The organism is Pseudomonas imrae, assembly GCF_046352735.2.
In the GTDB taxonomy this organism is placed as follows: domain Bacteria; phylum Pseudomonadota; class Gammaproteobacteria; order Pseudomonadales; family Pseudomonadaceae; genus Aquipseudomonas; species Aquipseudomonas imrae.
On the sequence record NZ_CP110853.2, the window covers coordinates 5,299,517 to 5,318,955 of the forward strand.

21 protein-coding genes are annotated in these 19,439 nt (G+C 59.6%); 14 read left to right on the forward strand and 7 right to left on the reverse strand.

Translation table 11 applies throughout. The features are described 5' to 3' along the window. Positions 1–20 precede the first annotated feature (20 nt). The gene (locus OQ460_RS24270; protein WP_410019796.1) at positions 21–389 is read right to left on the reverse strand and encodes a DUF4870 domain-containing protein; all 369 of its coding nucleotides are present in this window, start codon (positions 387–389) and stop codon (positions 21–23) included. 23 nt (positions 390–412) lie between these two features. Continuing rightward, entirely contained in the window at positions 413–1,135 is a 723-nt protein-coding gene (rph, locus tag OQ460_RS24275; protein ID WP_124388763.1) for a ribonuclease PH, read from the reverse strand. A 228-nt stretch (positions 1,136–1,363) separates the two neighbouring features. On the opposite strand from rph, the gene OQ460_RS24280 reads away from it, so the two are divergent. The 6 genes from OQ460_RS24280 to OQ460_RS24305 all read left to right on the forward strand — a co-directional run bounded on the left by OQ460_RS24280 (position 1,364) and on the right by OQ460_RS24305 (position 6,677). After that, complete coding sequence (locus OQ460_RS24280) at positions 1,364–2,227, forward strand: YicC/YloC family endoribonuclease (RefSeq protein WP_410019797.1); 864 nt, start codon at positions 1,364–1,366, stop codon at positions 2,225–2,227. A 10-nt stretch (positions 2,228–2,237) separates the two neighbouring features. Continuing rightward, positions 2,238–2,858, forward strand: a complete 621-nt coding sequence (gmk, locus tag OQ460_RS24285) for a guanylate kinase (protein WP_410019798.1) — start codon at positions 2,238–2,240, stop codon at positions 2,856–2,858. 167 nt (positions 2,859–3,025) lie between these two features. Continuing rightward, positions 3,026–3,289, forward strand: a complete 264-nt coding sequence (gene rpoZ, locus OQ460_RS24290) for a DNA-directed RNA polymerase subunit omega (RefSeq protein ID WP_003176920.1) — start codon at positions 3,026–3,028, stop codon at positions 3,287–3,289. A gap of 60 nt (positions 3,290–3,349) precedes the next feature. Then, positions 3,350–5,455 carry a bifunctional GTP diphosphokinase/guanosine-3',5'-bis pyrophosphate 3'-pyrophosphohydrolase gene (gene spoT / locus OQ460_RS24295; protein WP_410019799.1) on the forward strand — a complete coding sequence of 702 codons (2,106 nt, stop codon included), beginning with the start codon at positions 3,350–3,352 and terminating at the stop codon, positions 5,453–5,455. 41 nt (positions 5,456–5,496) lie between these two features. Then, positions 5,497–5,877, forward strand: a complete 381-nt coding sequence (locus OQ460_RS24300) for a RidA family protein (protein WP_410019800.1) — start codon at positions 5,497–5,499, stop codon at positions 5,875–5,877. A 56-nt stretch (positions 5,878–5,933) separates the two neighbouring features. After that, positions 5,934–6,677, forward strand: a complete 744-nt coding sequence (locus OQ460_RS24305) for a hypothetical protein (protein ID WP_410019801.1) — start codon at positions 5,934–5,936, stop codon at positions 6,675–6,677. Between the two features lie 43 nt (positions 6,678–6,720). On the opposite strand, the gene OQ460_RS24310 is transcribed toward OQ460_RS24305, so the two are convergent. After that, positions 6,721–7,572, reverse strand: coding sequence for an SDR family oxidoreductase (locus OQ460_RS24310; protein ID WP_410019802.1), 852 nt, complete (start codon positions 7,570–7,572; stop codon positions 6,721–6,723). A 189-nt stretch (positions 7,573–7,761) separates the two neighbouring features. Here OQ460_RS24310 and exbB point away from each other — a divergent pair, with 189 nt between their 5' ends. The 6 genes from exbB (at position 7,762) to OQ460_RS24340 (ending at position 14,602) form a co-directional block, all read left to right on the forward strand. Continuing rightward, entirely contained in the window at positions 7,762–8,769 is a 1,008-nt protein-coding gene (exbB, locus tag OQ460_RS24315) for a tonB-system energizer ExbB (protein ID WP_410019803.1), read from the forward strand. 6 nt (positions 8,770–8,775) lie between these two features. Further along, complete coding sequence (exbD, locus tag OQ460_RS24320; RefSeq protein ID WP_084381544.1) at positions 8,776–9,201, forward strand: TonB system transport protein ExbD; 426 nt, start codon at positions 8,776–8,778, stop codon at positions 9,199–9,201. Further along, complete coding sequence (locus OQ460_RS24325) at positions 9,198–9,944, forward strand: energy transducer TonB family protein (RefSeq protein WP_410019804.1); 747 nt, start codon at positions 9,198–9,200, stop codon at positions 9,942–9,944. The genes exbD and OQ460_RS24325 overlap by 4 nt, the downstream gene beginning before the upstream one ends. 146 nt (positions 9,945–10,090) lie before the next feature. Further along, a complete protein-coding gene (locus tag OQ460_RS24330; RefSeq protein ID WP_410019805.1) occupies positions 10,091–11,011 on the forward strand; it encodes a hydrogen peroxide-inducible genes activator in 921 nt (306 codons plus the stop codon). 9 nt (positions 11,012–11,020) lie between these two features. Then, entirely contained in the window at positions 11,021–13,096 is a 2,076-nt protein-coding gene (gene recG, locus OQ460_RS24335) for an ATP-dependent DNA helicase RecG (protein WP_410019806.1), read from the forward strand. Positions 13,097–13,201: 105 nt separating this feature from the next. Beyond that, positions 13,202–14,602 (forward strand): HDOD domain-containing protein, encoded by a 1,401-nt coding sequence (locus OQ460_RS24340; protein ID WP_410019807.1) that lies wholly within the window; start codon positions 13,202–13,204, stop codon positions 14,600–14,602. A 12-nt stretch (positions 14,603–14,614) separates the two neighbouring features. Here OQ460_RS24340 and OQ460_RS24345 read toward each other — a convergent pair whose 3' ends face one another. From OQ460_RS24345 to OQ460_RS24360, 4 genes are all read right to left on the reverse strand, one after another. Then, on the reverse strand, positions 14,615–14,995 hold the full coding sequence (locus tag OQ460_RS24345) for a helicase (protein ID WP_410019808.1): 381 nt from the start codon (positions 14,993–14,995) through the stop codon (positions 14,615–14,617). 886 nt (positions 14,996–15,881) lie between these two features. Beyond that, complete coding sequence (locus OQ460_RS24350) at positions 15,882–16,157, reverse strand: HU family DNA-binding protein (protein ID WP_003213368.1); 276 nt, start codon at positions 16,155–16,157, stop codon at positions 15,882–15,884. A 191-nt stretch (positions 16,158–16,348) separates the two neighbouring features. After that, positions 16,349–17,497: an NAD(P)/FAD-dependent oxidoreductase gene (locus OQ460_RS24355; protein WP_410019809.1), complete on the reverse strand. Its 1,149-nt coding sequence runs from the start codon at positions 17,495–17,497 to the stop codon at positions 16,349–16,351. Between the two features lie 49 nt (positions 17,498–17,546). Then, entirely contained in the window at positions 17,547–17,714 is a 168-nt protein-coding gene (locus tag OQ460_RS24360) for a rubredoxin (protein ID WP_032856748.1), read from the reverse strand. 196 nt (positions 17,715–17,910) lie between these two features. On the opposite strand from OQ460_RS24360, the gene OQ460_RS24365 reads away from it, so the two are divergent. Together OQ460_RS24365 and ubiA are read left to right on the forward strand one after the other, a co-directional pair. Further along, complete coding sequence (locus tag OQ460_RS24365; RefSeq protein ID WP_410019810.1) at positions 17,911–18,474, forward strand: chorismate--pyruvate lyase family protein; 564 nt, start codon at positions 17,911–17,913, stop codon at positions 18,472–18,474. Continuing rightward, on the forward strand, positions 18,474–19,364 hold the full coding sequence (gene ubiA, locus OQ460_RS24370; RefSeq protein WP_410019811.1) for a 4-hydroxybenzoate octaprenyltransferase: 891 nt from the start codon (positions 18,474–18,476) through the stop codon (positions 19,362–19,364). The genes OQ460_RS24365 and ubiA overlap by 1 nt, the downstream gene beginning before the upstream one ends. The last annotated feature ends 75 nt before the right edge of the window (positions 19,365–19,439 follow it).

Sequence of the window (19,439 nt, forward strand, 5' to 3'; positions counted from 1 at the left end):
GGTTTTTTTGTGGGCGGTCGCTACTTGATCAGTCGCCAGGTCAAGGGATAGCGGTAGGCAACCCCCTTGTTGGCCTTGATGCCGGCGATAATCGTCAGAACCAGCGCGGCGATCACCACGACCCCCATCAGCAGGAAGCCAATCACCACAAACCCCAGCACGATGCAAACCAGCCAGGCGATGGCCACAGTGATCTGGAAATTCAGCGCCTCCTTACCCTGATCATCGATGAGCGGATCCATGTCCTTCTTCACCTGCCACAGGATCAGCGGCCCCAACAGGCTACCAAAGGGAAACACCAGGCCAAAAAAAGCCGCGAAGTGACAGAGCATCGCCCACTGGCGCACTTCCTTGTTCGGAGCGGGTACGGGAAGCTGGTTGTCACTCATGGCTCTTCTCCTTGGGGCTGGCGTCAGTCAGCCAGCGCGGCATTCTGCAGCTCGAATATCTCGCTCATGCCTTTCTGGGCCAGGGCCAACATGGCATTCAGTTCGGCCGGCTGGAACGGCGCGCCTTCGGCAGTACCCTGCACTTCGATGAAACCACCGGTGCTGGTCATCACCACGTTCAGGTCTGTCTCGGCTGCCGAGTCCTCGAGGTAGTCCAGGTCCAGCACAGGCTCGCCCTGGTACATGCCCACCGACACAGCGGCAATCATCTGCTTGAGCGGGTCGCCACCTTTCAGGCCGCCGCGCTTCTTGATGACTTTCAACGCGTCGACCAAGGCAACCATGGCGCCTGTGATGGACGCCGTGCGCGTGCCACCGTCAGCCTGGATCACGTCGCAATCGACGTACAAGGTAACGTCGCCCAGCTTGGACATGTCCAGCGCGGCACGCAGGGAACGACCGATCAGACGCTGGATCTCCAGGGTACGACCGCCCTGCTTGCCACGGCTGGCTTCACGCTGGTTACGCTCACCGGTCGCCCGAGGCAACATGCCGTATTCAGCAGTCAACCAACCCTGGCCCTGCCCCTTGAGAAACCGCGGTACGCCATTTTCGACGCTGACGGTGCAGATAACCTTGGTATCGCCAAACTCGACCAGTACAGAACCCTCGGCGTGTTTGGTGTAGTTGCGGGTGATGCGGATCGAGCGGAGCTGATCGGCAGCGCGACCACTTGGACGTTTCATAGGGAATACCTGTACTGAGGACGAAAAACTGCCGAGCATTATAGGGCTGCCAACCGATTCAGGGCACTTCTAAAAAATTCGGTTACGAATGGTCGACCGCGCCCCTTTGTTATCGCCACTGATTGGGCGCACTCGCCCCACTGCGCTACAATCCTGCGCCTTCGCAGCCTGTCGGCTTCAATCTACCTATCAGCCCCCGTTTGCGGGACTGTATCGCGAGGTACCTCCATGGTTCATAGCATGACCGCCTTTGCCCGCGTCGAAAAAGCCGGCGCCCAAGGCACCCTGAGCTGGGAACTGCGCTCGGTCAACAGTCGCTACCTGGAACCGCACCTGCGCCTGCCGGAATCCTTTCGCGATCTGGAAGGCGCCGTACGTGAGGCACTGCGCCAGGGCATTTCCCGCGGCAAACTGGAATGCACCCTGCGCTTCACCGAAGAAACCACCGGCAAGCCATTGCAGGTTGATCGCGACCGCGCGGCGCAACTGGTCGCCGCCGCTGAAACCATCGCCAGCCTGATCAAGCAGCCTGCCGCGCTGAACCCGCTGGAAGTCCTGGCCTGGCCCGGCGTACTGGTCGCCGACGCCACTGACCCGCAAGCCCTCAACGCTCAAGCCCTGGCCCTGTTCAACCAAGGCCTCAAGGAACTCAAGGCCGGCCGAGAGCGCGAAGGCGCGGAACTGGCACGCCTGATCAATGAGCGCCTGAGCGCGATCGAGCAAGACGTGGTGACCCTGCGCGAACTGGTGCCACAGATGCTCGCCACCCAGCGCCAAAAGGTCCTCGACCGTTTCACAGACATGAAAGCCGATCTGGATCCCGTGCGCCTGGAGCAGGAAATGGTCCTGCTGGCACAGAAGAGCGATGTCGCCGAGGAACTCGACCGGCTGAGCACCCACATTCTGGAAGTCCGTCGCGTGCTCAAGTCCGGCGGCGCCGCTGGTCGGCGCCTGGACTTCCTGATGCAGGAACTCAACCGCGAAGCCAATACACTGGGTTCCAAAGCTTTCGACCCGCGCAGCACCACGGCTGCGGTCAACCTCAAAGTGTTGATCGAGCAGATGCGCGAACAAGTACAGAATATTGAGTAAGGCAACTTCCATGACCCACAGCACTGGCACCCTGTACATCATTTCCGCCCCTTCGGGCGCGGGCAAAAGCAGCCTGGTCAAGGCCCTGACCGACGCTGACCAGGAGATCCGCGTTTCCGTCTCCCACACCACTCGCACCATGCGTCCCGGTGAGGTGAACGGCGTAAACTATCACTTCGTCGAGCGCAGCGAGTTCGTGAAGATGATCGAGCACGGTGACTTCCTGGAGCGCGCCGAAGTGTTCGGCAACCTCTATGGCACCTCCCAGAGTCATTTACAGCAGACCCTGGACGAAGGACACGACCTGATCCTGGAAATCGATTGGCAGGGTGCCGAACAGGTGCGCCAACTGATGCCCAAGGCGCGCTCGATCTTCATCCTGCCACCGTCGCTCGAAGCCTTGAGCCAGCGCCTGAACAACCGCGGCCAGGACAGCGACGAAGTGATTGAGGGCCGCATGCGTGAAGCTGTCAGCGAAATGAGCCACTACGTCGACTACGACTACTTGATCATCAACGACGATTTTGCCCACGCGCTGGATGACCTGAAGGCGATTTTCCGCGCCAATCAGCTCCAGCAAAAACGTCAACAGCAGCGTTTCGGCAAATTATTGGCTGAGCTGCTGGGTTAATTGGCTCTTCCCAAAACCGTTGCAAGGGCCTTACATTGGCGCTTACAACCCGTTTGCGATGGCCGCCGAAAAAACAGCGCTTCCCTAAACGCTGGTGATTTTTTAAACTGTTGAGTCCGCTCGCCCAACCGGGCAGCGCGCATCTTGCATTCGCTCCGAGGAATACCATGGCCCGCGTAACCGTTGAAGACTGCCTAGAACACGTGGATAACCGCTTTGAGCTGGTCATGCTCTCTACCAAGCGTGCCCGTCAATTGGCCACTGGCGGCAAAGAGCCACTGGTCCAATGGGAAAACGACAAGCCTACCGTTGTGGCCCTGCGCGAAATCGCTGAAGGCCTGATGAGCTACGAGTTCATCGCCAACGCCGAAATCGTTGAAGACGAACCGCTGTTTGCAGCGTTCGAGGATGAGTCCAACGAGGCCGTCTAAGCCTATGCCTGGTCGACGTAGCACGGCGCGGGGTCACAGCCCACGGCAGGAGTTCACACTTTGCCGAGCATAGACGCCCTCGCCGATCGCTTATCGACCTACCTCGGTCCCGACCAGGTCAACCTGGTCCGCCGAGCGTATTTCTACGCCGAACAAGCCCACGACGGCCAACGCCGCCGCAGTGGCGAGGCGTACGTCACCCATCCTCTTGCGGTGGCAAACATTCTTGCCGACATGCACATGGACCATCAAAGCCTGATGGCCGCGATGCTGCATGACGTGATCGAAGACACCGGCATTGCCAAAGAGGCGCTCTGTGCGCAATTTGGCGAAACCGTGGCCGATCTGGTCGACGGGGTCAGCAAACTGACCCAGATGAACTTCGAAACCAAAGCGGAAGCCCAGGCGGAAAACTTTCAGAAGATGGCCATGGCCATGGCCCGGGATATCCGGGTGATCCTGGTCAAGCTGGCCGACCGGCTGCACAACATGCGCACGCTGGAGGTGCTATCCGGCGAAAAACGCCGGCGCATCGCCAAGGAAACCCTGGAAATCTACGCGCCCATTGCCAACCGGCTGGGCATGCATGCCATTCGTATCGAATTCGAAGACCTCGGGTTCAAGGCCATGCATCCGATGCGCTCCGCGCGCATCTACCAGGCGGTCAAGCGCGCCCGGGGCAACCGCAAGGAAATCGTCAACAAGATCGAAGAGTCCCTGAGCCACTGCCTGGCAATCGATGAGATTGAAGGCGAGGTCAGCGGGCGCCAAAAGCACATCTACGGCATCTATAAAAAGATGCGCGGCAAGCGTCGCGCCTTTAACGAGATAATGGACGTCTACGCGTTCCGGATCATCGTCGACAAAGTCGATACTTGCTACCGCGTACTGGGAGCTGTACATAATTTGTACAAACCCCTGCCGGGGCGCTTCAAGGATTACATCGCCATTCCCAAGGCTAACGGCTATCAATCGCTGCATACCACGCTGTTCGGTATGCACGGGGTGCCGATCGAAATCCAGATTCGCACCCGCGAGATGGAAGAGATGGCCAACAACGGCATCGCCGCCCATTGGCTGTACAAGTCCACGGGCGACGAGCAGCCCAAAGGCACCCATGCCCGTGCGCGCCAATGGGTCAAGGGCGTGCTCGAAATGCAGCAACGTGCCGGCAATTCCCTCGAATTTATCGAAAGCGTGAAGATCGACCTGTTCCCGGACGAGGTTTATGTTTTCACGCCCAAGGGCCGGATCATGGAGCTGCCCAAAGGCTCCACGGCGGTCGATTTCGCCTACGCGGTACACACCGATGTCGGCAACAGCTGCATCGCCTGCCGGATCAACCGACGCCTGGCCCCGCTGTCCGAGCCGCTGCAAAGTGGCTCCACGGTGGAGATCGTCAGCGCACCGGGCGCACGCCCGAACCCGGCGTGGCTCAACTTCGTCGTCACCGGCAAGGCGCGCACCCACATCCGCCACGCCCTGAAGCTGCAACGCCGCTCCGAGTCCATCAGCCTGGGCGAACGCCTGCTGAACAAGGTGCTCAATGGCTTTGACAGCTCCCTCGACAAGATTTCCGCCGAGCGTGTGCAAACGATGCTCCACGAGTATCGACAGGAAACGATCGAGGACTTGCTGGAAGATATCGGCCTGGGCAATCGCATGGCTTATGTGGTGGCACGCCGACTATTGGGCGAAGGCGAGCAATTGCCAAGCCCCGAGGGTCCGTTGGCCATTCGCGGCACCGAAGGCCTGGTACTCAGCTACGCCAAGTGCTGCACGCCGATCCCGGGAGACCCGATTGTCGGGCACCTGTCCGCCGGCAAAGGCATGGTGGTGCACTTGGACAACTGCCGAAATATCAGTGAAGTGCGCCACAATCCGGAAAAATGCATCCAGCTGTCCTGGGCCAAGGATGTCACCGGCGAATTCAACGTCGAGCTGCGGGTGGAACTGGAACACCAGCGCGGCCTGATCGCGCTGCTGGCCAGCAGCGTCAATGCGGCCGACGGCAATATCGAGAAAATCAGCATGGACGAACGCGATGGTCGCATCAGCGTGGTCCAACTGGTGGTCAGCGTCCACGATCGTGTACACCTGGCCCGCGTGATCAAGAAACTGCGCGCCCTGACCGGGGTTATCCGCATCACTCGCATGCGCGCATAACGCCCCCCCCCCTATAGCCCAGCCATTACAAGGAGTCATTCATGACCAAGACTGTTATCACCAGCGACCAGGCACCTGCCGCCATCGGTACTTATTCCCAGGCGATCAAGGCGGGTAACACCGTCTACATGTCCGGCCAGATCCCACTGGACCCAAAGACCATGGAACTGGTCGAAGGCTTTGAAGCGCAAACCGTCCAGGTCTTCGAGAACCTCAAGTCGGTAGCCGAAGCTGCGGGCGGCTCGTTCAAGGATATCGTCAAGCTGAACATCTTCCTCACCGACCTGGGCCACTTCGCCAAGGTCAACGAGATCATGGGCAAATACTTCGAACAACCTTACCCGGCCCGCGCCGCCATCGGCGTGGCTGCCCTGCCCAAGGGTGCCCAGGTCGAGATGGACGCCATTCTGGTCATCGAGTAACACACCCGGCGCAATCCATAGAGGTTGCGCCGATTTCGTTTTATAAGGATTTCGTCATGCGCAAAGCGCTCGTTGCTTCCTCGCTGCTCGCGCTGCTACTCAGTGGCTGCGCCAGTAATCCTGCCGATCGCGATGTCAGCGGTACCTGGATCAATCAGGTGGCCATCGATGCCGCATCCCAGGGCGGCCCTTTGCGTGAAGCGTTGCAGGCCAACGGCCCGAACCTCGAATGGGAGGTCAACACCCGGGCCAACCAGGCACGCTACTTCAACGGTTTCGAACGCCCCGAAGGTACGTTGCAGGGAGAACAGTCCGGTATCTGGAGCGTGGACTTCTACGGCAGCTCGACCACCGAACTCAAGCGCGATGGCAAACAATTGCTGCAAATGGCCAATGATAACGAGCCAGAGCAGCTGTTTGACCGACCCAAGGAGCCAACTCCCGAAGGAGCGCCATTGGGCGCCAGCTTCGAGCGCGCGCTGTATTCGTCCTATATGGGCGGCAGTTGGAAAATCACCAGCGGAAATGGCGAAGGCGCTACCGTACAGTTCCAGGCCAATGGTCAGGTGAGCGGCCTGCCGGGTGTCGATCAGTATTCGCTGTGCCTCGCCGGGGATTGCGCGTCGATGAGCGGCGGTTACGACAGCATCTGGCTGCAGCAAGGCGGCCTGGGCAATCCGTGGATCTTTGCCCGCAGCGGCAAGCAACTGGAGATCTTCCAGGCAATCAATACCTCCCAGGCCGACGAAGTGCCTTCGTTTACCCCCGGACCACGCCAGTGGTTGCTGGAGAAACAGTAACCCCCTTGCAGGAGCCGGGTTTTCGACTCCTCCAGGGTATGGGTCAGCCTTTCAGAATAGCGGCGTAGCCTTCGCGGTAACTGGGGTATGTCGGCGCCCAACCCAACGCTCGGGCTCGAGCGTTGCTGCATTGCTTGCTGCCTGCGCGCCGCACACTGGCGTCATCGGACCACTCGGTAACGCCCAGATATTCACGTAACCAGCCCACCACGTCCGCCAACGGTGCCGGTGCGTCGTCGACACCGATATAGACCTTGTCCAGCGACCCGCCCTGCTCCACATGGCGCAGCAAAAAGGCCAGCAGGCTCGCCGCGTCATCCGCGTGGATACGGTTGCCATACAAAGGGGGATCAGTTGCCACGCGGTAGCCACGGCGTACCTGGGTCAACAGCCACTCGCGGCCCGGACCGTAAATTCCGGTCAACCGCACAATACTCGCCGGGATGCCGCTGTTGAGCGCCACCTGCTCGGCTTCCAACATCACCTGCCCGGAATAACCCTGCGCCTGAGTCTCGGACGACTCGTCGACCCACTCGCCGTTCTGCTGCCCGTACACACTGCTGCTGGATACGAACAACAGGTGCCTGGGCTCTTGCCCGTAATCCTTCAGCCACTCCAACACATGCTGCAAACCTTCGACATAAGCCCTGCGGTAGCCGGCCTCGTCATGGTCAGTCGCGGCTGCGCAGTACACCAGGTAATCCACCCCGCCGATCGGCCAGGTGTCAGGACAATCTTTTTTGAACAAGTCGCCTGCGATGCCAATCACTCCTTCGGGCAGTAGCGAGACACTGCGTCGCAGTCCATGAACCTCCCATTCCGAGGCCAGCAACTGACTGGCCAGTCGACTCCCCACATCGCCGCAACCGGCAATCACTACAGAAGGTGCAGACATCACAAAACTCCATTCTCAAAGGTCAAGATTAGCCCCCACAGATGACCAGCGGCTAGGAAACTGAGAAATAAAGTAACTGTATTACTTCTGTTAACAAGAATTACTTGCAATAATGACCGCCCATTTGTCCTCGACCCCTTTTGGGTCTGGAAGGACGATCACTCATTTTTTCTCTCAGGTCCGGCCAGCATGACACGCAATAAACTCCCCGCTTCGCCAACCAAGCTCCCCAGCCCATCCCGCGCCTGGCGTGCGATTGCTGCGCTGCTGTTCAGCGTTCTGCTGGCACCGACCGCCGCACTCGCCGATGTCACGGCTCCGGCCGCTCAACCTGCGGCCACCGCTCCGGTAGCAGCAACGCCTGCGCCCGAGCAGAACGCCGCAGCGCCCGATGCACCGGTTGCCGCGCCTGCCGTTGAGCCGGCCGCCGCCGAAGGTATCGCCCCAACTGATGATACCGGCGTAGTACTGGAAGAAGACAACACCCTGGGCATGGCCCACGACCTGTCACCTTGGGGCATGTACCAGAACGCTGACATCATCGTGAAGATCGTGATGATCGGCCTGGCCATCGCCTCGATCATCACCTGGACCATCTGGATCGCCAAAGGCTTCGAGCTGCTGGGTGCCAAACGCCGCCTGCGCTCCGAAATCGCCAGCCTGAAAAAAGCTTCCACCCTCAAAGAAGCCAGCGAAAGCGCGGCGATCAAGGGCACCCTGGCGCACCTGCTGGTTCACGATGCACTGGAAGAGATGCACCTGTCGGCCAACAGCCGTGAAAAAGAAGGCATCAAGGAGCGAGTCAGCTTCCGCCTCGAGCGCCTGGTCGCGGCATGTGGTCGCAACATGAGCAGCGGCACTGGCGTATTGGCAACCATCGGTTCTACTGCGCCGTTCGTAGGCCTGTTCGGCACCGTGTGGGGCATCATGAACAGCTTCATCGGCATCGCCAAAACCCAGACCACCAACCTCGCCGTCGTTGCTCCCGGCATCGCCGAAGCCTTGCTGGCAACGGCACTGGGCCTGGTGGCAGCGATTCCAGCGGTAGTAATCTACAACGTCTTCGCCCGCTCCATCGCCGGCTACAAGGCCCAGGTATCGGACGCTTCGGCGGAAGTCTTGTTGCTGGTCAGCCGTGACCTCGATCACCAGCCTTCCGAGCGCAGCTCGCAACCGCACATGGTGAAAGTGGGGTAATCGGCCATGGGCCTGCATTTGAATCAAGGCGACGACGAACTCGTCGAGAACCACGAAATCAACGTCACTCCGTTTATCGACGTGATGCTGGTGCTGTTAATCATTTTCATGGTGGCCGCTCCATTGGCCACGGTGGACATCAAAGTCGACCTCCCGGCTTCCAGCGCAAAACCCGCGCCACGGCCCGAGAAACCGGTGTTCCTCAGCGTCAAGGCTGATCAACGCCTGTTTCTGGGCGAAGAAGAGGTCAAATCCGAAACCCTCGGTGCGGTGCTCGACGCCAAGACCCAGGGCAAGAAAGACACGACGATCTTTTTCCAGGCCGATAAAGGCGTGGACTACGGCGACCTGATGAGCGTGATGGATGCCCTGCGGGCAGCCGGCTACCTCAAGGTAGGCCTGGTCGGACTTGAGACGGCAGCCAAGAAATGATCACGACGCGCCACAAACTGACGCGTTATGGCACCAGCCTTGCCGTCGTGCTGGGCGTCCACGCCGTCGCGATCATCATCGCGCTCCAGTGGTCGGCGCCACAGATGGTCCAGCTGCCTCCGGCCGCCATGGTCATCGATCTGGCACCGATGCCGGCACCACCGCCTCCGGCCCCGCCGAAGGTGGTGACGCCGCCGCAACCGCCCGCGCCGGTGGAAGAACTGCCATTGCCGAAACTGGCCGAAGCGCCGAAACCAACCATTTCGGCGCCAAAACCAGTAAAGCCCAAGCCAAAACCGCAGCCGCCCAAACCTGAGAAGAAGCCTGAGCCGCCCAAGGAAAAACCTTCCGAACAGCCGCCCAGCGAATCGCCTCAGAACAATCCGCCAGCGGAAAAATCGGCGCAACCTCAACCGGGCCCTTCGCCTGCGCAGCTTGCGGCAAAGGCCACCTGGCAAAGCACATTGCTCGGCCACTTGGCGAAGTACAAGAAATATCCGCCAGGTGCCCAGTCACGCGGCAAGGAAGGCTTGAACCGTCTGCGTTTCGTGGTAGATGCCGAAGGCAAGGTGCTGTCCTACGAGTTGGTGGGCCGTTCCGGTAACGCTGACCTGGACCGCGCCACCCTCGAAATGATCCGTCGCGCCCAACCGCTGCCCAAGCCGCCGGCCGACATGCTGAAGAATGGCAGCATCGAAATCGTTGCGCCGTTTGTCTACAACATCGAGAAACGCCGCCGTTAGTGGGCGTGTGTGGGAGCGGACCTGGCCGCTCCCACATTTGCGCAAAATCTTGCGTAGCAGCGGCTCAATCCCAGCCAAAGTTCTGATAACGTGCGTCTATCAATTGCAGCCGGTATGCTTGGCCCGCAACCTCATGGACGTCCGCTATGACTCTTACAGAATTACGCTACATCGTGACCCTCGCCCAAGAGCAACACTTCGGCCATGCGGCTGAACGTTGCCATGTCAGCCAGCCGACGCTGTCGGTGGGTGTGAAAAAGCTTGAAGACGAACTCGGTGTGCTGATTTTCGAGCGCAGCAAAAGTGCCGTGCGCCTCACGCCAGTAGGCGAAGGCATTGTTGCCCAGGCCCAGAAGGTACTGGAACAGGCGCAAAGTATCCGCGAGCTGGCCCAGGCGGGTAAGAACCAGCTGACCGCTCCGCTGAAAGTCGGCGCGATCTATACCGTTGGCCCATACCTTTTCCCGCACCTGATTCCGCAACTGCACCGCGTCGCACCGCAGATGCCGCTGTATATCGAAGAAAACTTCACCCACGTGCTGCGCGACAAACTGCGTAACGGTGAGCTGGACGCGATCATCATCGCGCTGCCTTTCAACGAAGCAGACGTGCTGACCCTGCCGCTCTACGACGAGCCGTTCTACGTGCTGATGCCCGCGTCCCATCCGTGGACCAAAAAAGACACCATCGACGCCGGCTTGCTCAACGACAAGAGCCTGCTGCTGCTCGGCGAAGGCCACTGCTTCCGCGATCAGGTATTGGAGGCGTGCCCAACCCTGGCCAAGGGCAACGACGGCGCCAAGCACACCACGGTGGAATCCAGCTCTCTGGAGACCATTCGCCATATGGTCGCGTCCGGCCTGGGTATTTCGATCCTGCCGCTGTCGGCAGTGGACAGCCATCACTACGCTACAGGTGTCATTGAAGTACGCCCATTGACGCCACCGGTACCGTTCCGCACCGTGGCGATTGCCTGGCGTGCCAGCTTCCCACGACCAAAAGCCATTGAAATCCTCGCCGACTCGATCCGTCTGTGTTCGGTGGCCAAGCCGCCTGCCGCAAACTGAGTTGCCGTCATGAGCGAGTTGTCGCAAGTGTCGGTGACGGCACTCAAGGGTGTCGGTGAAGCCATGGCCGAGAAGCTGGCCAAGGTCGGCCTGGAGAACCTCCAGGACGTATTGTTTCATCTGCCCCTGCGCTATCAGGATCGTACCCGCGTAGTGCCCATCGGCCATTTGCGCCCTGGGCAGGATGCGGTGATCGAAGGCACCGTGAGCGGTGCCGATGTGGTGATGGGCAAGCGCCGCAGCCTGGTGGTACGCCTGCAGGACGGTACCGGCGGGCTTAGCCTGCGCTTCTATCATTTCAGCAATGCACAAAAGGAAGGCCTCAAGCGCGGCACCCGCGTGCGTTGCTACGGCGAAGCCCGCCCCGGCGCTTCGGGACTGGAAATCTACCACCCGGAATACCGCGCCATTACCGGCGATGAACCGCCGCCTGTAGACACCACCCTCACTCCAATCTACCCGCTGACCGAAGGCCTGACCCAGCAGCGTCTGCGCCAACTGTGCCAGCAAACCCTGACAATGCTGGGCCCGCAAAGCCTGCCTGACTGGCTGCCCCATGAGCTGGCCCGCGACTATCAATTGGCACCGCTGGATGATGCGATTCGCTACCTGCATCATCCACCGGCCGATGCCGATGTCGACGAATTGGCCCTCGGTCATCACTGGGCCCAGCATCGCCTGGCGTTCGAAGAACTGTTGACCCATCAACTGTCCCAGCAACGCCTGCGCGAAAGCATGCGTTCCCTGCGTGCGCCGGCAATGCCCAAGGCCACGCGTCTGCCTGCGCAATACCTGGCCAACCTGGGCTTTGCCCCCACAGGCGCCCAGCAGCGCGTGGGCAATGAAATCGCCTACGACCTCAGCCAGAAAGAACCCATGCTGCGCCTGATCCAGGGCGACGTTGGCGCCGGCAAAACCGTGGTCGCCGCCCTCGCAGCACTACAAGCCCTGGAAGCGGGCTATCAGGTAGCGCTGATGGCGCCGACCGAGATCCTCGCTGAACAACATTTCATCACCTTCAAGCGCTGGCTCGAACCTCTGGGCCTGGAAGTGGCCTGGCTGGCCGGTAAGCTCAAGGGCAAGAACCGCGCGACAGCCCTGGAGCAGATCGCTGCCGGCGCGCCGATGGTGGTCGGTACGCACGCGCTGTTTCAGGATGAAGTGCAATTCAAGAACCTGGCGCTGGTGATCATCGACGAGCAGCACCGCTTCGGCGTGCAACAGCGCCTGGCCCTGCGCCGGAAAGGCGTAGGTGGCCGCATGAGCCCGCACCAGTTGATCATGACCGCCACGCCGATCCCCCGCACCCTGGCCATGAGTGCCTATGCCGACCTCGACACCTCGATCCTCGACGAACTGCCTCCTGGTCGGACCCCGGTCAACACCGTGCTGGTCACCGATACACGGCGCGTCGAAGTCATCGAGCGAGTACGCGGCGCCTGCGCCGAAGGGCGTCAGGCCTACTGGGTGTGTACGCTGATCGAAGAGTCGGAAGAGCTCACCTGCCAGGCGGCCGAAACCACCTATGAAGACCTTACCAGTGCCTTGGGCGAGCTTAAGGTCGGACTGATTCACGGTCGCATGAAGCCGGTGGAAAAAGCCGCTGTCATGGCCGAGTTCAAAGCTGGCAACCTGCAACTGCTGGTGGCGACCACGGTGATCGAAGTCGGCGTCGACGTGCCCAACGCCAGCCTGATGATCATCGAAAACCCCGAGCGCCTTGGCCTGGCGCAACTGCACCAATTGCGCGGTCGCGTCGGCCGCGGCAGCGCCGCCAGCCACTGCGTGCTGCTCTATCATCCGCCGTTGTCACAGATCGGTCGCCAGCGCTTGGGGATCATGCGCGAAACCAATGATGGCTTCGTGATCGCCGAGAAAGACCTCGAACTGCGCGGCCCCGGTGAGATGCTTGGCACCCGCCAGACCGGCCTGCTGCAATTCAAGGTCGCCGACCTGATGCGCGATGCCGACTTGCTACCCGCCGTGCGGGACGCAGCCCAGGCTCTGCTGGAGCGCTGGCCACAACACGTCAGTCCGCTGCTGGATCGCTGGCTGCGTCACGGTCAGCAATATGGCCAGGTTTGACGCCTGCCCTTGCAATGCCCGACGCCGTCACAAACCGTAGTTAGTCGAACCCGCCCGAACCAAGCTGGTTATACTCCAACGAAATGTAGAAGATTGGATCCGGCCATGTCAGAAGTTGCCCATGCCGCAGCCCCGCCAACCGCACCTGCGGTGATTGGGAATCTGCTCGCAAAACTCGCCATCAGCTACACGGAAGTCGCCGAACGGCCTGGCCAGAGCCCGACACAAAAGGTTCAAGCCGTATTGCTTGATGATACGGCAGGCGCACTGATGGTGCTGTTTCCCCAGAGCCAGTTGCTGGACCTCAATCGTCTCACCGAACTCACCGGCCGCAAGCTGACTGCGGTGTCGTCGGCCCGCCTGGAGCGCATGCTCGGTAAACACAGCCTGAGCCAACTGCCCGGCATACCACCACTGACCAGCTCGCCGTGCCTATACGAAGAAAGCCTGCTGCACGAACCCACTTTGCTGGTTCATTCTGGCAAAGCTTCGCTGTTGCTGGAGATCGCCAGCGATGACTTCAAGCGCATGTTGGGCAAAGCCAGCGCCGCCAAATTCGGCGAGCCCTTGAGTGATATCCGGCCCAACATTGACCGGCCAAATGACGACGGCGAGGAAATCACCCAGGCGGTGCAGGCGTTTACCGCCCGACGCATCCAGCAACGTCTTGAAGCCACCATTGAAATCCCGCCACTGGCCGATACCGCGCAAAAAATCATCAAGCTGCGAGTCGACCCAAACGCTAACATCGATGACATCACCGGCGTGGTAGAAACCGACCCGGCCCTGGCCGCACAAGTGGTGAGTTGGGCAGCCTCACCGTACTACGCCTCACCTGGCAAGATCCGCTCGGTCGAGGACGCGATTGTACGGGTGCTCGGTTTTGACCTGGTGATCAACCTGGCGCTGGGCCTGGCTTTGGGTAAAACCTTGAGCCTGCCCAAAGACCAGCCACAACAGGCCACGCCGTACTGGCAGCAATCGATCTACACCGCTGCGGTAATCGAAGGCCTGACCCGCGCCATGCCGCGCGCGCAGCGCCCGGAAGCCGGCCTGACCTACCTGGCGGGCCTGCTGCACAACTTTGGTTACCTGCTACTGGCCCACGTATTCCCGCCCCATTTTTCGCTGATCTGTCGACACCTGGAAGCCAACCCGCACCTGAGCCACAGCTATATCGAGCAGCACTTGCTGGGAATCAGCCGTGAGCAGATCGGTGCCTGGCTGATGCGTCATTGGGACATGCCGGATGAATTGTCCACCGCCCTGCGCTTCCAGCATGACCCAGACTACGCCGGCGATTACGCCGAATACGCGAACCTGGTATGCCTGGCCGTGCGCCTGCTGCGCAGCCGTGGCATCGGCTCCGGACCAGACACCCAGATCCCCGACCAATTGCTGGAGCGCCTGGGCCTGACCCGGGACAAGGCCGAGGACGTGGTGAACAAGGTACTGGAGGCGGAAGTGTTATTGCGTGAGCTGGCTTCCCAGTTCAACCAGCCATAAGCCGAATCGCTTCTACGCTTTCGGCTTTTTCTTCGGCTTCAGATACTTGGTCAGGCCCTGGAACCAGATTACCAGGGCCGGATTGCCCTTGATCTGGATCGACTTGTCCTGAATGCCCGTCATGAACGCCAGTTGTTTGTTCTTCGCCTGCATCGTGGCAAAGCCATAGGCGGCATCTTTAAAAGCAATGGCAAACGCAGGCTGCGGGTGAATACCCGAGCGGCTGGTGATGCGCTGATCCTTGACGATGAAGTGACGGGCAACCTTGCCGTCGAGGGTTTGCAGTTGAAACGCCAGGTCCTTGTCACCCAGTTGTTGCTGGAAAGCCGGATTGGAGCGGCTGGCTTTGCCCATCATCAGGCCAAGCACCCACAAGAGAAGACGAAATTTCATAAACCCACAACCTCGTAAGAAGGAAAGCTGGCGCAGTTTAGCGATTCCGCTCCAGAACACCAACATAGCTTGATCGTAGCAATACTGCTCATGGCAGTTTGGAACTAGTGACTACTGAGTCATATTTAAAATCCAAGATCTCACCGAAAACTCGCACATCTTATTCTTGCTGTCGCAGTCGAATCTAATTCCAAAAAACTATTTAAAACTGTTAATTATGACAGTTGTTTATGAGATAAACATGGATTTAAATTCCCTATGAAAACCGCTCTTAGCGGAACACCCTCGATTAACTCAGCACCGATCAAAGAGGAATTTATCATGGGAAAAGCTAACCTGCTGACATTGTCCGCAGGGATAAAACGGCTACCTACGGCAAGCTGAAAATCAGTATTAGCCTGAAGCCATTTCCGGACCCTACGGAGTTCGAGTCGACTATAAATCTAAGAATGAGATTCAATGGAGAATATCTAGAAACTATCGCAGAGCTAGACCACAATTTTTCAAGTATCTGGTTCTATATCCATAAAAGCGATTTGCTCGGTAAAAAAATTCGCTTGCCTATAAATAACTCTGAACTTCCCGGTTCATGCTACGCTATGTTTCTGTACGGTGAGTCATATAGCGGAGACTCAGGCGAGATTGAGTTCACCTTTGATGAGGAAGCGCAAACGTTCAGCGGTAAACTGCACTTTGAAACGAGTAAAATCTCTTTAACTTGCGGCACATTCGACATGACGGAGCTTGATCCTCCGGTAAAATAAACGTCAATGGTCCAACTGAATGTCGCTTTACGCTGCGCTGAACAAAAAATGGACACCCGACCCTGTCGGCGTGTCCATTTTTCTATTCGCGTGCGCGGTATGCATGGAGCTTGAAGTTTTACTTAAGGATTAACGCTGTCTTTCAAGGACTTACCTGGTTTGAACGCCACGGTATTGCTCGCCTTGATTTTCACCGGCTCGCCGGTCTGCGGGTTTTTGCCGGTGCGGGCGCCGCGATGGCGCTGCAGGAAGGTGCCGAAGCCCACCAGGGTGACGCTGTCCTTGCGATGCAGGGCGCCAGTGATTTCTTCGAGAACAGCATTGAGGACGCGATTGGCCTGCTCTTTGGTCAGGTCCGCTTTTTCAGCGATGGCGGCTGCGAGTTCTGGTTTACGCATAAGTGAAGCCTCTTTGACGGTTTTTTGTTGTTATGTCCGTGCTGCTCTCTACTGAAGCAGCGCCCAAGGCGCCGCAGGCTCTACTCTGCGGCAGACGGGAGTGAGGATGGCATGCCATCGGTGCCTGCGCCAGTCTCGTGGCGACCTTTCTATGCTCAAGAGAGTGCTTAATCCGACAGAACGACCGGCATTTACGCCAGCAGTGGCGGAAGCTCTTTGTTCAAGGCCAGTTTTTCCATGACCGCTGTGCCGGTCAGCGCATAACCCAGCAGGCGCCCACTGGTATCGCGGCACAAGGCCTTGACGTCAGCGCCCTGTCCTTCGACGCTCCACACACCCTCGCTACCCCGCGGCGGTGACGAGACCACCAACGGGCATACCGGCGTTTTTACAGTCACCGGCATCGGCCCGTAATTGACCGCCGTAGCGTTGCCCGCCAGGGTCTGGGCCAGGGCGCGGGCGCAACTCATCAGCGGCATCACGTACAGCAGGTTCAGGCCATCGACCTCGGCACAATCACCCAGGGCGTAGATATTGGCATGGGAGGTCTTGAGATGACGGTCGACCACGATCCCACGGTTGATCTGCAAGCCGGCTGCAGCAGCCAGGTCCACGCGAGGGCGCAAGCCGATGGCCGAGACCACCAGGTCGCACGGGATCACTTCGCCGTCAGACAGGTGAGCCTCAAGGCCGTCAACAGTACGTTGCAGACGGTTGAGCACCGGCCCCAGGTGGAAGCGCGCGCCGAGGCTTTCCAGTCCGGCCTGGACCGCTGCGGCGGCTGCCGGGTGCAGCAGGGTCGGCATGACTTGCTCACACGGCGCCACCAAGTCGACTTCATAGCCGCCAAGGATCAGGTCGTTGGCAAATTCGCAGCCGATCAGGCCAGCGCCCAGCAGCAATACCCGACGCTTTCCGGCAGCGGCGGCGCGAAAGCGTGCGTAGTCTTCCAGGTCGTTGATCGGGAAAATCAGGTCAGCAGCATCACCCTGTACCGGGACACGGACGGTTTCTGCGCCCCAGGCCAGAATCAGGTCGCGATAGGCTACCGCTTCCTCGCCGATCCACAGTCGCTTGTGGCCCGGATCGATGCCACTGATACGCGTGTGGGTACGCACTTGAGCGTTGAGCTGTTCGGCCATGGCGCCAGGGGTCGCCATGCTCAGGCCATCGGCATCCTTGTTCTTGCCAAAACCGGTGGAGAGCATGGGCTTGGAGTAGGAACGTCCGTCATCTGCGGTGATCAGCAACAGCGGCGTTTCGCTATCGAGCTTGCGAAACTCCCGCGCCAGGTTGTAGCCGGCCAGTCCGGTGCCGACAATCACGACAGGTGCGCTCATTCCTTTCTCCTTGTAGTACGTTTCTTGTATTTGCTTGGAGCTCAAAGTGTCAGCCGATTTCGATCATTTCGAAATCCATCTTGCCGACGCCGCAGTCCGGGCACAGCCAGTCTTCCGGCACGTCCTGCCACAGGGTGCCAGGAGCGATCCCGTCATCCGGCCAACCGTCCGCTTCGTTGTAGATCAGGCCGCAGACTACACATTGCCACTTCTTCATCACTTGCTTCCTCAGGGTCCAGGCTTACTGGCCGACAGTCGATAGATCCAGCGTTGCCGTCCGGCTCAGGGCGTTTTGTACTGATCGGGGCGTCCAGATGCAAGCACGTTCGACCCACGGTTACCGCCTACACCGGCAAAAATCCAGGTTGCCATGGTAAGCTCGCGACCTCATTGACTGCCAATAATGACTCTCTGTGCCGCACTCAATTGCCGTTCCCGATGCTTGCCGATGGCTGACCCAGAGCCTTCTGAACCCTTCACCCGCCCCGTCGACCCTCGGCTGGTTGTTCGATGAAGACTCGCTGACTCGACGCCTGACGCGCTTGTCCGACGATGGCTTCAGCGTCACTCCGTTGTTCGAAGGCTGGCATCCGTTGCGCGACGATGAATGCGCTGCCCTCGAACTGCCGCCCGGGAGCATGGGCTGGGTACGCGAGGTATATCTGCGCGGTCATGGAGAGCCCTGGGTGTTTGCGCGAAGCGTGGCAGCCCGCAGTGCATTGCAGGGCGACGGCTTACAGATGGATGCATTGGGCAGCCGCTCATTGGGTGAGCTGTTGTTTTGTGACCAGGCATTTACCCGCCAAGCCATCGAAGTGTGCCGTTATCCACACGCGTGGCTACCCGAAGCAGATCAGGTCGACGGTTTATGGGCTCGTCGCTCACGCTTTGATCGCGGGCCATTGAGCGTGTTGGTGGCGGAAGTCTTCCTGCCAAGCCTGTGGCGCGCCGTGAACGAACATCCGGAGAATTGCTGATGTACCAGCGCCTGCTCAAGTCCATGAATCGCGTGAACCCTAGAGCCTGGGACTTTATCCAACTGACGCGCATGGACAAGCCAATCGGCATCTACCTGCTGCTGTGGCCCACCCTGTGGGCACTGTGGATTGCTGGCGAGGGCTCGCCTTCGCTGGGCAACATCCTGATCTTCGTGCTTGGCGTGGTGCTGACCCGCGCGGGCGGCTGCGTGATCAATGACTGGGCCGACCGCAAGGTCGACGGCCATGTGAAGCGCACGGAGCAGCGACCGCTGGTCAGCGGCAAGATCAGCTCCAAGGAGGCGCTGGTGTTTTTCGCCGTGCTGATGCTCGTCAGTTTCCTGCTGGTGTTGATGACCAATGCGACGACGATCTGGCTGTCATTGGGTGGCCTGGCACTGGCTGCCAGCTACCCGTTCATGAAGCGCTACACCTACTACCCTCAAGTAGTGCTGGGTGCAGCGTTCTCCTGGGGCATGCCGATGGCCTTTACCGCCGAGACCGGCAGCCTGCCCGCCGCTGCGTGGTTGCTGTACATCGCAAACCTGTTGTGGACCGTGGGTTACGACACGTATTACGCAATGACAGACCGCGACGACGATCTGAAAATCGGGGTGAAATCCACCGCGATCCTGTTCGGCGATGCCGACCGGATAATTATCCTGACCTTGCAGGGGTTGGCATTGGCCTGCCTGCTGCTGGCGGGGTCGCGCTTTGATTTGGGCGGTTGGTTTCACCTCGGACTGCTGGCAGCAGCCGGATGTTTCGCCTGGGAATTCTGGTACACCCGGGACAAGGACCGGATGAAGTGCTTCAAGGCATTCCTGCACAACCATTGGGCGGGACTGGCGATTTTTGTCGGGATTGTGGCGGATTACGCGTTTCGGTGAGGTAAATATCCATATCTGAGCGTGATCCTGCATAGCAGCTGCCGAGCCTCGGCGAGGCCCGACATCTGCTACGAA

Excerpts from the sequence above, each read along its gene's own strand:
- OQ460_RS24270 (WP_410019796.1), bottom strand. The coding sequence starts at position 389 with ATGAGTGACAACCAGCTTCCCGTACCCGCTCCGAACAAGGAAGTGCGC.
- OQ460_RS24360 (WP_032856748.1), bottom strand. The coding sequence starts at position 17,714 with ATGAAGAAGTGGCAATGTGTAGTCTGCGGCCTGATCTACAACGAAGCG.
- rpoZ (WP_003176920.1), top strand. The coding sequence starts at position 3,026 with ATGGCCCGCGTAACCGTTGAAGACTGCCTAGAACACGTGGATAACCGC.
- OQ460_RS24305 (WP_410019801.1), top strand. The coding sequence starts at position 5,934 with ATGCGCAAAGCGCTCGTTGCTTCCTCGCTGCTCGCGCTGCTACTCAGT.
- OQ460_RS24300 (WP_410019800.1), top strand. The coding sequence starts at position 5,497 with ATGACCAAGACTGTTATCACCAGCGACCAGGCACCTGCCGCCATCGGT.
- ubiA (WP_410019811.1), top strand. The coding sequence starts at position 18,474 with ATGTACCAGCGCCTGCTCAAGTCCATGAATCGCGTGAACCCTAGAGCC.
- OQ460_RS24280 (WP_410019797.1), top strand. The coding sequence starts at position 1,364 with ATGGTTCATAGCATGACCGCCTTTGCCCGCGTCGAAAAAGCCGGCGCC.
- recG (WP_410019806.1), top strand. The coding sequence starts at position 11,021 with ATGAGCGAGTTGTCGCAAGTGTCGGTGACGGCACTCAAGGGTGTCGGT.
- OQ460_RS24345 (WP_410019808.1), bottom strand. The coding sequence starts at position 14,995 with ATGAAATTTCGTCTTCTCTTGTGGGTGCTTGGCCTGATGATGGGCAAA.
- gmk (WP_410019798.1), top strand. The coding sequence starts at position 2,238 with ATGACCCACAGCACTGGCACCCTGTACATCATTTCCGCCCCTTCGGGC.
- exbD (WP_084381544.1), top strand. The coding sequence starts at position 8,776 with ATGGGCCTGCATTTGAATCAAGGCGACGACGAACTCGTCGAGAACCAC.
- OQ460_RS24340 (WP_410019807.1), top strand. The coding sequence starts at position 13,202 with ATGTCAGAAGTTGCCCATGCCGCAGCCCCGCCAACCGCACCTGCGGTG.
- rph (WP_124388763.1), bottom strand. The coding sequence starts at position 1,135 with ATGAAACGTCCAAGTGGTCGCGCTGCCGATCAGCTCCGCTCGATCCGC.
- OQ460_RS24310 (WP_410019802.1), bottom strand. The coding sequence starts at position 7,572 with ATGTCTGCACCTTCTGTAGTGATTGCCGGTTGCGGCGATGTGGGGAGT.
- OQ460_RS24350 (WP_003213368.1), bottom strand. The coding sequence starts at position 16,157 with ATGCGTAAACCAGAACTCGCAGCCGCCATCGCTGAAAAAGCGGACCTG.
- OQ460_RS24330 (WP_410019805.1), top strand. The coding sequence starts at position 10,091 with ATGACTCTTACAGAATTACGCTACATCGTGACCCTCGCCCAAGAGCAA.
- OQ460_RS24325 (WP_410019804.1), top strand. The coding sequence starts at position 9,198 with ATGATCACGACGCGCCACAAACTGACGCGTTATGGCACCAGCCTTGCC.
- OQ460_RS24355 (WP_410019809.1), bottom strand. The coding sequence starts at position 17,497 with ATGAGCGCACCTGTCGTGATTGTCGGCACCGGACTGGCCGGCTACAAC.
- exbB (WP_410019803.1), top strand. The coding sequence starts at position 7,762 with ATGACACGCAATAAACTCCCCGCTTCGCCAACCAAGCTCCCCAGCCCA.